This is a genomic window from Kribbella sandramycini (assembly GCF_013131805.1).
Taxonomy (GTDB): domain Bacteria; phylum Actinomycetota; class Actinomycetes; order Propionibacteriales; family Kribbellaceae; genus Kribbella; species Kribbella sandramycini.
On the sequence record NZ_JABJRC010000007.1, the window covers coordinates 277,990 to 290,782 of the forward strand.

6 protein-coding genes are annotated in these 12,793 nt (G+C 69.8%); 3 read left to right on the forward strand and 3 right to left on the reverse strand.

Annotation, left to right across the window (positions count from 1 at the left end):
* Positions 1-13: 13 nt before the first annotated feature.
* Positions 14-2,611 (reverse strand): alpha-glucan family phosphorylase, encoded by a 2,598-nt coding sequence (gene glgP, locus HPO96_RS26955; RefSeq protein WP_171677136.1) that lies wholly within the window; start codon positions 2,609-2,611, stop codon positions 14-16.
* Positions 2,612-2,831: 220 nt separating this feature from the next.
* Between glgP and HPO96_RS26960 the strand changes: the two genes are divergently transcribed.
* Positions 2,832-4,820, forward strand: a complete 1,989-nt coding sequence (locus HPO96_RS26960; protein WP_171677137.1) for a maltotransferase domain-containing protein — start codon at positions 2,832-2,834, stop codon at positions 4,818-4,820.
* A 335-nt stretch (positions 4,821-5,155) separates the two neighbouring features.
* Here the strand turns inward: HPO96_RS26960 and HPO96_RS26965 are convergent, their stop codons facing one another.
* A complete protein-coding gene (locus HPO96_RS26965; protein WP_171677138.1) occupies positions 5,156-5,749 on the reverse strand; it encodes a winged helix-turn-helix domain-containing protein in 594 nt (197 codons plus the stop codon).
* Positions 5,750-6,049: 300 nt separating this feature from the next.
* Between HPO96_RS26965 and HPO96_RS26970 the strand changes: the two genes are divergently transcribed.
* Positions 6,050-10,465 (forward strand): S8 family serine peptidase, encoded by a 4,416-nt coding sequence (locus HPO96_RS26970; RefSeq protein ID WP_171677139.1) that lies wholly within the window; start codon positions 6,050-6,052, stop codon positions 10,463-10,465.
* Positions 10,466-10,523: 58 nt separating this feature from the next.
* On the opposite strand, the gene HPO96_RS26975 is transcribed toward HPO96_RS26970, so the two are convergent.
* Positions 10,524-11,039, reverse strand: a complete 516-nt coding sequence (locus HPO96_RS26975; RefSeq protein ID WP_171677140.1) for a winged helix-turn-helix domain-containing protein — start codon at positions 11,037-11,039, stop codon at positions 10,524-10,526.
* 283 nt (positions 11,040-11,322) lie between these two features.
* Here HPO96_RS26975 and arfA point away from each other — a divergent pair, with 283 nt between their 5' ends.
* Positions 11,323-12,405, forward strand: a complete 1,083-nt coding sequence (arfA, locus tag HPO96_RS26980; protein WP_337796825.1) for a channel-forming protein ArfA/OmpATb — start codon at positions 11,323-11,325, stop codon at positions 12,403-12,405.
* Positions 12,406-12,793 lie beyond the last annotated feature (388 nt).

The following is a 12,793-nucleotide window of genomic DNA, read 5'->3' on the forward strand; positions in this document are numbered from 1 at the left end:
CTTCAGAAAGGGCTCAGAACTCTGAGCCTGCGGGGAGGTCGGGGGTGCTCGGGTCCTCCGGGTCGGACGGGCCGGCGGCCAGACCGAGCTCGGCCGAGCTGGCCAGCGCCTGGTGGTTCGGGACGACGCGGACCGTGTAGCCGAAGGGGCCGGTGCGGTCGAGTTTCAGCTCGCCCTCGTAGCGGTGCCGGTTGCCTTCGTAGGTCTCGGCCAGCGAGAGCGCCGCCCGGACGGGATCGGTGATCTCGTCGTTGGCGTCGACCCGACCGTGCAGCACCTCGACGCAGATGTCGGCCGGGTCGAGGTCGCCGAGCGCGGCGAAGGCGCGGACGCCGACCGTGGTGCCGAGCTGCGGGACGTCGCCGAGACCCTGCAGCTCCACGTGGTCGACGCGGATCTGCGGCCAGGCGGCGCGGACCTTCTTCTTCCACGCGGCCAGCTCACGGGCGCCGTCGTACGTCGAGTTCAGCGCGCGCGACGACTTGGCGGCCGGGACGTACAGCTGCTCGACGTAGTCGCGGACCATCCGGGTGGCGAGCACCTTCGGGCCGAGCTCCTTGATCGTGTGCCGCAGCATCTCGATCCAGCGGCCCGGCACCTCGCCGTCGTAGAAGCGCGGCGCGACCTGCTTCTCGATCAGGTCGTAGAGCGCGTGCGCCTCGAGGTCGTCGCGGCGGTCGGTGTCCTCGATCCCCTCGGCCGACGGGATCGCCCAGCCGAACTCGTCGTCGTACCACTCGTCCCACCAGCCGTCGCGGATGGACAGGTTGAGGGCGCCGTTCAGCGCGGCCTTCATCCCCGACGTGCCACAGGCCTCGTACGGACGCAGCGGGTTGTTCAGCCAGACGTCGCAGCCCGGGTACATCGGCTGCGCGAGCGCGATGTCGTAGTCCGGGACGAAGACGATCCGGTGCCGGACCTCGGGGTCGTCGGCGAAGCGGACCATCTCCTGGATCAGCTTCTTACCGCCCTCGTCGTGCGGGTGCGACTTACCGGCGATGACGATCTGGATCGGCCGCTGCGGGTCGAGCAGCAGCTTCTTCAGCCGGGCCGGGTCGCGCAGCATCAGCGTCAGCCGCTTGTACGACGGGACGCGGCGCGCGAAACCCATCGTCAGCACGTCCGGGTCGAGGATCTCGTCGACCCAGCCGAGCTCGGCCTCGCTGGCGCCGCGGTTCAGCCAGGACTGGCGAACCCGCGCGCGGGTGTCGTCGATGAAGCGCTGGCGCAGGATCCGCTTGGTCTCCCAGATCTGCGCGTCGGTGGTCTTGTCGAGACCGTCGAAGATGTCCTCGGCCTCGGCGGTGTCGGTGGTCGCCAGCGTCAGCTGGTTGATCTCGCGCGCCACCCACGTCGGCGCGTGCACGCCGTTGGTGATCGAGGTGATCGGGACGTCGGTCGAGTCGAAACTCGGCCACAGGCCGGCGAACATCCCCCGGCTGACCACGCCGTGCAGTTTCGAGACGCCGTTGGCGCGCTGGGCCAGCCGCAGCCCCATGATCGCCATGTTGAAGACACCCGGGTCGCCGCCCTCGAAGTCCTCGGCGCCGAGCTCCAGGATGCGGTCGATCGGCACTCCCTCGCCGAACGCGTCCGGCGAGAAGTGCTGCTGGATCAGCTCGACCGGGAACCGGTCGATACCGGCCGGGACCGGCGTGTGGGTGGTGAAGACGGTGCCGCCGCGGTTGACCTCGAGCGCGGTGTCGAAGTCCAGGCCCTTGTCGGCGGCCAGCTCGCGGATCCGCTCGACGCCGAGGAAACCGGCGTGGCCCTCGTTGGTGTGGAAGACCTCGGGCGCCGGGTGCCCGGTGATCCGGCAGAACTCGCGGACCGCGCGGACGCCGCCGACGCCGAGCAGCAGCTCCTGGAGCAGCCGGTGCTCCGTCGTCCCGCCGTACAGCCGGTCGGTGACCTCGCGCTCGGCGGGCTCGTTCTCCTCGATGTCGGAGTCGAGCATCAGCAGCGGCACCCGGCCGACCTGGGCGACCCAGATCTGCGCGCGCAGCTGCCGCTCACCAGGCAGCGTCAGCGTGACGGTCGCGGGGGTGTCCCCGTCGCGGAGCAGACTGATCGGCAGCCCGTCCGGATCAACGAGCGGGTAGCGCTCCTGCTGCCAGCCTTCGCGGTTCAGCGACTGGGCGAAGTAGCCGTGCCGGTAGAGCAGCCCGACGCCGATCAGCGGGACGCCGAGATCGGAGGCGGCCTTCAGGTGGTCGCCGGCCAGGATGCCCAGACCACCGGAGTACTGCGGCAGCACGTGCGTGATGCCGAACTCCGGGGAGAAGTAGGCCACGCCGCTCACCGGGGAGCCGGCCTCGGCCTGGAACCAGCGCGCGTCGGAGACGTAGCCGGTCAGGTCGGAGACGGCCAGCTCGAGGCGGCGCAGGAACGCCGGGTCGCTCGCCAGCTCGTCCAGCCGGGCGGCCGGGACCTCGCCGAGCAGGCGGACCGGGTCGCCGCCGGTGCTGCGCCACAGCTGCGGATCCACGGCCTCGAAGACGTCCTGCGTCTCCGGGTGCCAGGCCCAGCGGAGGTTGTTCACCAGGGTGCCGAGGCCGGTCAGCGGCTCGGGCAGGACAGGGCGGACGGAGAATCGTCGTATCGCTCGCACCGGGACACCGTACCGGCCCGAAGCTGTCAGGACACCCCCGGCATGCATCTTTTTTGCAACACGAGCAAGACTTTGCAGGGCCGGTCCCAGTGACCAACTGTTCACATTCCAGACAGTGGACCGAACCGTGACCCACGCTTACACGGTGTGGACGCTGGGAACCGATACGGTCAGTGTTGTCGTACGACGATCACCTAGAGAGCGAAGGTTCTGCCACGCCATGACTGGGCGCATCCCGATCACTGATGTCACTCCGACCGTCGATGCCGGAGCGTATCCGGCCAAGGCCGCGGTCGGCGAGACGTTCACCATCGCCGCAACGGTCTTCCGCGAGGGCCATGACGCGGTGAACGCGAACGTCGTGCTGACCTCGCCGACGGGGCAGACCAGACGGATGCTGATGACGCCGGGCCAGCCCGGCACCGATCGCTGGTCGGTCGACGTCACCTTGCAGGAGCAGGGCGCGTGGACGTTCGCGGTCGAGGGCTGGAGCGACCCGTACGGGACGTGGCGGCACAACGCGGAAATCAAGATCCCGGCCGGTCTCGACGTCGATCTGATGTTCGCCGAGGGCGCCGCCTTCTTCGACCGCGCGGCCGCCGGCGTCCCGCCCGCCGTCCGCGCCGATCGGGCCACGCTCGGCGATGCCGCGCAGGCGCTGGCCAACGGCGCCCTGCCGCCGGAGGCCCGGCTCGCCGCCGGTATCTCGCCGCAGGTGCGGGCCGCGCTCGGGCGCTACCCGGTGCGCGAGCTGATCACGTCGTCCGAGACCTATCCGGTGTGGGTCGACCGGACGCGCGCGCTCTACGGCAGCTGGTACGAGTTCTTCCCGCGGTCCGAGGGCGCGAAGTACGACGAGACGACCGGCGAGTGGAAGTCCGGCACGCTGCGGACGGCCGCCGAGCGCCTCGAGGCCGTGGCCAAGATGGGCTTCGACATCCTGTACGTGCCGCCGATCCACCCGATCGGCAAGTCGTTCCGCAAGGGGCCGAACAACACCCTCGACCCGAAGGACGGCGACCCGGGCTCGCCGTGGGCGATCGGCTCCGAGGACGGCGGCCACGACGCGATCCACCCCGAGCTCGGCACCTTCGAGGACTTCGAGTACTTCGTCGGGCGGGCTCGCGAGGTCGGGCTCGAGGTCGCGATCGACCTGGCCCTGCAGGCCTCGCCGGACCATCCGTGGGTCAAGGAGCACCCGAAGTGGTTCTCGGTCCGCGCCGACGGCTCGATCGCGTACGCCGAGAACCCGCCGAAGAAGTACCAGGACATCTACCCGATCAACTTCGACAACGATCCCGAAGGCATCTACGCCGAGGTGCTGCGGGTCGTGAAACTGTGGATCGACAAGGGCGTCACGGTCTTCCGGGTCGACAACCCGCACACCAAGCCGGTCAACTTCTGGGAGTACCTGCTCGGCGAGATCCGCAAGACCGATCCGGACGTCGTCTTCCTGTCCGAGGCGTTCACCCGGCGGCCGATGATGCAGGAGCTGGCCAAGGTCGGCTTCCACCAGTCCTACACCTACTTCACCTGGCGTAACGAGAAGTGGGAGCTGGAGGAGTACCTGGAGGAGCTGACCCAGGAGACCGGCCACTTCCTGCGGCCGAACTTCTTCGTCAACACCCCGGACATCCTGACCGCCTATCTGCAGTACGGCGGGCCGGGCGCGTTCAAGATCCGCGCCGCGATCGCCGCGACCTCGTCGCCGTCATGGGGTGTGTACGCCGGGTACGAGCTGTTCGAGCACGTCGCGCTGCGGCCGGGCTCGGAGGAGTACCTGGACACCGAGAAGTTCCAGCTCCGCCCGCGGGACTGGGCCGCCGCCGAGGCCGAGGGCCGTTCGCTGGCGCCGTACCTGACCCTGCTGAACACCGTCCGCCGCCGGCACCCCGCGCTGCAGCAACTGCGCAACCTCAGCCTGCACAAGGTCGACGACGAGCAGATCATGTGCTTCTCCAAGCGCACCACCGGCGCCGACGGCCACAGCGACACCGTGATCGTCGTCGTCAACACCGACCCGCACGCGGTCCGCGAGACCATGGTCCACCTCGACATGGCCGCCCTCGGCATGCGCCCCGAAGACACCTTCACCGTCTACGACGAGATCACCGGCGCCACCTGGCGCTGGGGCCAGCAGAACTACGTCAAACTCGACCCCAACGGCGAGCCCGCCCACATCCTCGCCGTCCGCCGCGGCCAAGCCTGACCACCCGCTCCCCCGCCGTTTGCTGGGCCAGCCCAGGAAACGGCGGGTAAACCCACCGCAGGCGACTGGCCCACCCACCACGCGCTGAGTCAGCCCACCAAAACGACGGCAGCTCCTGGGCCAGCCCACCAAACGGCGGGTAAACCCACCGCAGGCGACCGGCCCACCCACCACGCGCTGAGTCAGCCCACCAAAACGACGGCAGCTCCTGGGCCAGCCCACCAAACGGCGGGTAAACCCACCGCAGGCGACCGGCCCACCCACCACGCGCTGAGTCAGCCCAGCAAATGGGTGGGTCGGCCCAGGAAACGGGGGTGGGGGTGGGTGGGGGTGGGTCAGCCGGCGCGGAGGGTGGTTATGGCGGGGCGTTGGTGGTCGGTTAGGCGGAAGCCGGTGCCTCGGACGGCGTCTACGGTGACTGTGGTGCCTAGTTCGTCGAGTTTGCGGCGGAGGCGTTTGACGACCGAGTGGACGTCGGCGGTGCCGCGGAGTTCGCGGGTGCCCCAGACGGCCTGATGGAGGGCGTCGTAGGTCCAGACCCGGACGGGGGCGGACATCAGGCGGGCGAGCAGGTCGATCTCTAGGTCGGTGAGCTGGACCTCGCGGCCGCGCCAGCGGGCGACCGAGCGGGCGCGGTCGATGGTGAGGACGTCGGCGTCCGGCGGGACGGGCGGGTCGGGCTCGGCGGCGGACTCGGGCTCGGGCGGCTCCGGGCGGCCGGCGGACAGCGGCGCGCGGCCGGGAACCAAGAGTTTGCGGAGTTCGTCGAGACTGGAGACGAGCAGCAGCGGCGCGACGTCGTCGACGAGTTCGGCCAGCCGCACCCGTTGCTCGGGCGAGGCGGCGACGGCGATGAGCAGCGGAAAGGATTCGGCGTCGGTCATGGTCTGATCGACGTCCGCTGGGGCGGGGACACGGGCGGTGACCATCCGATCACGATGTCAACCTCTGCCCGAGATCGTCAACCGATTGCCACTCTTTGACCAGGTTGCCTCGATGAGGGCGACGGTTAGTCACATCTTGCTCACCAGGTGTGCTTGTTGCGCTCAATCTCTGACACATATCGTCCTCGACAGGTTCGGCGCGTCACACGCGGCGACCTGGGGGGCACCGAGCGCGTTCGCTCAACCGGTTCACTGCCCTGCGCGATCCGCCCGTCGCGCCCCTCTGCGCACCACATGACTCGGGGGAGTCAACTCGGGGTCGTCACAGTGAGGGGCTGCGAAGACATGTCAGACAGCAGACGAAAGGGGCTGGCCAGAACTCTGGTCGGCGCCTTGGCGACGGTGGCCGTCGTCGCGACCGGGCTCGGCGCCGGCGCCGCCCAGGCCGCACCGCCCACCAAGCCGACGGGAACCGATCCCGCCGCCAAGATCAAGCCGGACCTGATGGACAAGCTCTCGGCCAAGGACGCGAAGGCCGCCGAGACCGACTACTGGGTCTACTTCGGCGCGAAGGCGGATCTGACCGCCGCCAGCAAGATCGCCGACTGGAACAAGCGCGGCACCGCCGTCGCCGAAGCCCTGCAGAAGACCGCGACCGCGAGCCAGAAGAAGGTGAAGGCCGAGCTGGGCGCCGCAGGCGTGCAGTACAAGGCGTTCTGGGCCACCAACGCGATCCGGGTCGAGAAGGGCTCGCTGGACCTGGCCAAGCAGCTGGCCGCCCACACCGAGGTCGCCGGGCTCTACAACCCGATGCAGGTCGAGGTGCCGGAGACCACCGTCGGGACCAACCAGAACGAGATCAACGCGGTCGAGTGGGGCGTCGCCAACATCAAGGCGAACCAGGTCTGGACGCAGTTCGGCAACAAGGGCGCCGGGATCACGATCGCCAACATCGACACCGGTGTGCAGTTCGACCACCCGGCCCTGGTCAACCAGTACCGCGGCAACCTGGGCAACGGGCAGTTCGACCACAACTACAACTGGTTCGACGCGGCCGGCACCTCGCCGGCCAAGCCCGCCGACACCAACGGGCACGGCACCCACACGATGGGCACCATGGCCGGTGACGACGGCGCCGCCAACCAGATCGGCGTCGCGCCCGGGGTCAAGTGGATCGCGGCCAACGGCTGCTGCCCGAGCGACGCCGCGCTGATCACCTCCGGCCAGTGGATGCTGCAGCCGACCAACCTCGCCGGGCAGAACCCGGACGCGAGCAAGCGGCCGAACATCATCAACAACTCGTGGGGCACCCGCCTGCCGTCGAACGACCCGTTCATGGAGGACGTGACGCTGGCCTGGACGGCGTCCGGCATCTTCGGCGCGTTCTCCAACGGCAACAGCGGACCCAGCTGCGCGACGTCCGGCTCCCCCGGCAGCACGACCAGCAACTACTCGGTCGGCGCCTACGACATCAACAACGCGATCGCCAGCTTCTCGGCGCGCGGCGCGGGCCAGAACGGCACCATCAAGCCGAACATCGCGGCGCCCGGTGTCAACGTCCGGTCCAGCATCCCGGGGAACGGGTACTCCGCCTTCAACGGCACGTCGATGGCCTCGCCGCACCTCGCGGGCGCGGTCGCGCTGCTCTGGGCCGTCGCTCCGACGCTGAAGGGCAACGTGGCGAGCACCCGCGCGCTGCTGAACCAGACCGCGATCGACGTCGACGCCACGACCTGTGGCGGCACCGTCCAGAACAACAACGTCTTCGGTGAGGGCCGTCTCGACGCGCTCGCGCTGCTGAACGCTGCTCCGACCGGCACCACCGGCACCCTGTCCGGCAAGGTCACCGCCGCCACCGGCGGCGCCCCGCTCGCGGGCGCCAGCGTCACGGTCAAGGCGACCGGCCAGGCCGACAAGGTTCTGACCACGAGCAGCACCGGCACGTTCAGCAGCGTGCTGGTGGCCGGCGACTACAGCCTCACGGTGGAGTCGTTCGGGTACACATCGCAGACCGCGACCGCGACGGTCGTCGCCGACCAGACGACGACGAAGAACTTCGCGCTGGTGAGCAAGCCGCTGGTCAGCGTCGGCGGCACGATCACCGACGGCTCCGGCCACGGCTGGCCGCTCTACGCGAAGGTGTCGGTCGAGGGCCCCGGCGGCACGTTCGACTACACCACGCCGACCAACGGCCGGTTCAGCTTCAAGGTTCCGGGCAGCTCGGCGTACACCCTCAAGATCGAGTCGCAGATCCCGGGCTACCAGACGACCACCGTGCCGATCACGGTCGGCACCGGCAACCTGACCAAGAACGTCGCCGTCCCGGTCCGGGACGACGCCTGCAAGGTCGCTCCGGGCTACCGGGAGGCCACCGAAGGCGCCACCCAGTCGTTCGACGGCACCACCGCGCCGGAAGGCTGGACCGTCGTCGACGGTAAGGGCAACGGCCAGGTCTGGAAGTTCGACGACCCAGGCGCGCGCGGCAACCTGACCGGCGGGACCGGCGGTTTCGCGATCATCGACAGCGACAAGTACGGCTCCGGCCAGGCGCAGGACACCTCACTGGTCAGCCCGGTGATCGACCTGAGCGGGATCGACGCGCCGAAGCTGCGGTTCAACCAGGACCTGCGCTACATCAGCGGCGAGAAGGCCGATGTCGACGTCACCGTCGACGGCGGCGTCACCTGGACCAACGTGCTCCGGCAGACCGCCGGCTCGCGTGGCCCGGTCGTCAAGGACGTCGCGCTGCCGCAGGCGGCCAACAAGTCGGCCGTGCAGATCCGGTTCCGCTACTACGACTCGTCGTTCGACTGGTGGTGGCAGATCGACAACGTCCTGATCGGCAAGATCTTCTGCGAGCCGACCGGCGGCGGTCTGGTCGTCGGCAACGTCAAGGACGCCAACACCGGCGCCGCGGTGAACGGCGCGGTCGTCACCCGGGACGGCGGCACCGAGTCCGCGACCACGGTCGCGACGCCCGAGGACACCGGTCTCGGCGACGGCTTCTACTGGCTGTACTCCGCGGCCGACGGCGACCAGGGCTTCACCGCCAAGGCCGGCAACTACGTCAGCTCGCAGGCGACCGTCGCCGTGGAGGCGGACTGGGTGACCAGCGCCGACTACACGCTGGACGCCGGTCAGCTGAGCGTCACGCCGGGCGACATCAACGCCACCCTGCCCCTGGGCAACGGCAAGACGTCGAAGAACGTCGTCGTCACCAACACCGGCGGCGCGCCGGTCAAGGTGAAGTTCGGCGAGAAGGACAACGGCTTCGTCCTGCAGAACGCCGACGGCAGCACGACCACCAAGTCGCAGGTGCTGAACAGCAAGGGCGCCCCGCTGCAGCGGCTCGACGTCCCGACGTCGTTCGCGCAGGCGCCGGACAAGACCGACGGCGGCGCCGTTCCGGCCGCTGACGGACCGCAGGCCCCGCCGTGGACCGGAATCGCGAACTACCCGTCGGTCGTGATGGACAACCGCGTCGTCACCGTCGACGGAAAGCTCTACTCGATCGCCGGCGGCAACGGCACGGCCTCGAGCGCGAACAGCTACGTGTACGACCCGGCGGCCAAGGCCTGGACCGCGATCGCCCCGCTGCCGGGCGCTCGCAACGCCATCACCCTGGGCGTCGTCGGCGGCAAGATCATCGCCAGCTCCGGCTGGGGCGCATCCGGTCCGGACGCGGCGACCTGGTCGTACGACCCGGCCGCCAACGCGTGGAGCGCCGTCGCGGCCAACCCGGCTCCGCGGGCTGCCGCCGGCCAGGCCGTCGCGAACGGCAAGCTGTACGCGATCGGCGGCTGCACCACCGCCAACTGCACGCCGATGAGCAACACCGTCGTCGAGTACGACGCGGCCGCCAACACCTGGGCCACCAAGGCGCCGTACCCGAAGTCCGTGGCCTTCGCGTCCTGTGGCGCGATCGACGGCAAGGTCTACTGCGCCGGCGGTAACGACGGCGTCAACTCGCTGAAGAACGCCTACGTCTACGACCCGGGTGCGGACTCGTGGACCGCGATCGCCGACGCTCCGGCCGACCACTGGGCCGGTTCGTACGCGGTGGCCAACGGCAAGCTGAACGTCGTCGGCGGTGTCCAGGCGGGCGCCGTCACCAACGCCGGCTTCGCCTACGACCCGGCCGCCGGCACCTGGTCGGCGCTGCCGAACGCCAACCAGGCGCGGTACCGCGGTGGCGCGGCCTGTGGCTTCTACAAGGTCGGCGGTTCGTCGGGTGGCTTCACCGCCACTGCCGACAGCGAGAACCTGCCGGGCCTGGAGAGCTGCTCCGAGTCCGCGGCCGACGTGAGCTGGCTGGCGCTGGACAAGACCGAGGCCGAGCTGGCCCCGGGCGAGTCCACCACGGTCAAGGTCACGCTGAACGCGAACGTCGACCAGCCGGGCACCTACACCGGCGCGGTCACCATCGGCGAGGACACGCCGTACTCGGTGGCTCCGGTCGACATCAAGCTGAGCGTCACCCCGCCGAGCACCTGGGCCAAGCTCCAGGGCACGGTGACCGGCGTCAGCAAGACCGGCGCCAGCGCTCCGCTGGCCGGTGCGACCGTCCAGGTGGACTCGTGGGCGCAGTCCTACACGTTCAGCACGGACGCCAGCGGTGAGTACGCGTACTGGTTGGACATCCGCAACAACCCGCTCACGCTGATCGCCGCCAAGGACGGCTACAAGCCGCAGACCCGTTCGACGGAGCTGCTGGCCGATGAGCCGGTCACCGAGGACTTCGCCCTGAAGTCGCTCAAGTAGTCAGCTGTAACAACAGCCAGGCCCCGGACCTTCATTGGTCCGGGGCCTGGCCCTTTTGCTAGGTGGTCGGCAGCAGGTGGAAGCCGACGCCGCGGACGGCGTGGATCGTCACCGTGGCGCCGAGTTCGGCCAGCTTCTGCCGGAGGCGCTTCACGACCGAGTGGATATGTGAGCCGTGGCCCAGGTGCTCGTTGCCCCAGACGGCGTGGTGCAGGCGCTGGTACGTCCACACCCGGCCGGGCTCTTCGACCAGACAGTGCAGGAAGTCGTGTTCGAGCCGGGTCAGCGGCACCTCACGATCGCGCCAGCGGACCGTACGGCGTTCGACGTCGAGGAACAGCTCCTCGTCCGTCGGCGCCGGCTGGTCCAGCTGCGGTACTACGCTCGGCGCGACCACGACCGGAGCGGCCGTCGCCGACAGCGACTCGGTCAGCTCCAGGAAGACCCGGGCCTGTTCGGCGCTGGACACCAGCAGCAGTGCGTCGGCGTCACCGAGCAGCCGGGCCAGCTGGACCCGTTCGGCCGTCGACGTGGCCACGCCGATGATCAGCGACGATTCGGACGTCCCCTCCATGAGCAGTTTCCTCCCCTGTGTGCCCACCGGGCGGTCGAACGGTGTGGGCAAACGCCGTACAAGTACGGTTTAAGCCACGAACTAAGTCAAGGGATTCCCTGCACGCGGGCCTGGCACAAATGCGAACTGTCAACGTCGGGACAGTTTGACCGGATCCGGTCAGAGCGACACGCGGCCTTGATTTGCGATCCCGCGTGCGCTGCGTGTGCACGGCGGAGTAGTCTCCTCGCGCACGGTCACTTCGGCCCGCACCCGTCGGAGGACCGCTTCTGACGGAGGAACAGTGCCCGGACTCGTTCGGCGGCCACTCGTCATCTGGCTGCTCGCGGCTCTTGCCGTACCTGTGCTGCTGGTCGCCGTGCTGGTGCCGGCCACCGCGGGGTCAACCGAGGATCAGCTGCGCGCGCAGACCGAGGCGGCGCTCAGAGCGAGCGGTGTCAACGCCACTGTCACGATGGACGGGCGGGACGCGTCGGTCTTCGTGTCCACCGACGTCGACGAGGCGCATCTGCGCGAGATCGTCGCCGGGGTGGACGGCGTCCGCGTCGTCTCGATCGAGCGCGGTCTGACCGGTCAGGGCACCGGCCGGACGCCGAGCCCGCAGCCGGAGACGGCGGGCGGTTTCGAGATCGGCCGGACGGCGACCGCCATCCGCGTGCAGGCCGTGGTGCGCAGCGAGCTGGCCAAGGAGTCGTTGCGGGCCGAGGTCGAGCGGCTGCTCGGGCCGGACCGGGAGTACGACGAGCGCGTCACGGTCGATGCGGCCAAGGGGCTCGAGGAGCCGGGCACGCTGACCGCACTGCTGGCCGCGATGGCGATCGGCACGGGTGACGCGTCGGTTCGGTACGACGGGGGCACGGTCACCCTGAGCGGCGAGGTGCCGGACCAGGCGACCAAGGCGATGGCGGCGCGGGCCGCGGCCAAGGCCGTGCCGGGGGCCGTGATCGCGGACGAGCTGATCGTGCCGGCGGCGAAGCCGACGCAGAGCGAGCCGTGCCGGACGTTCAAGAGCCGCCTGGCCGAGTTCGGCCGGCAGCACCGGATCAACTTCCTGTCCGGGACGTCGATCGTCAACGACGCCTCGAAGCAGGCCGTCGTCCGCGCCGCCGAACTGCTCAAGACCTGCCCGACGGCACGCGTCGAGGTCGCCGGGCACACCGACGACCTCGGCTCCCCCGCCAGCAGCCTCCCGCTGTCCGAACAGCGCGCCGCCGCTCTCAAGAACCAGCTCGTGCGCCTCGGCGTCCCCGCCGACCGCCTGGTCGCCGCCGGCTACGGCCAGGCGTTCCCGATCGCCTCCAACTCCACCGCCGCCGGCCGGATCGCCAACCGGCGCGCCGAGATCAGACCCCTGCAGGAGAACTGATGACCTGGCTGATCGCCCAGAACTGGCTCCTCCTCCTGGCCGCCTTCCTCCTCGGAAGCGCCCTCACCTACCTCCTCCACCGCGCCACCCGGAAGGCCCACACATGAGCTGGCTCCTCCGCCACAACTGGCCCTGGACCCTCGCCGCCTTCCTCCTGGGCGCCCTGATCACCTGGTACCTCCTCCCCCGCCAACCCCGACCCTCCACCCCCACCCCAGTCGAAGAAGAACTGAAAGAGCCAGCCCTAGTAGGCGCAGCAGCCACCCCCGCAACCCGCGAAACCACCCGGCCCCAAGCCGAACCGCCGGCCCCGGCGCCCACCCAAGCCGAGCAACCGGTTCAGGCTCCGGCACCCTCTCGTCTTTCAGCGGCGCCCGACGAACCCGAG

Excerpts from the sequence above, each read along its gene's own strand:
- HPO96_RS26975 (WP_171677140.1), bottom strand. The coding sequence starts at position 11,039 with ATGGAGGGGACGTCCGAATCGTCGCTGATCATCGGCGTGGCCACGTCG.
- HPO96_RS26965 (WP_171677138.1), bottom strand. The coding sequence starts at position 5,749 with ATGGTCACCGCCCGTGTCCCCGCCCCAGCGGACGTCGATCAGACCATG.
- HPO96_RS26960 (WP_171677137.1), top strand. The coding sequence starts at position 2,832 with ATGACTGGGCGCATCCCGATCACTGATGTCACTCCGACCGTCGATGCC.
- HPO96_RS26970 (WP_171677139.1), top strand. The coding sequence starts at position 6,050 with ATGTCAGACAGCAGACGAAAGGGGCTGGCCAGAACTCTGGTCGGCGCC.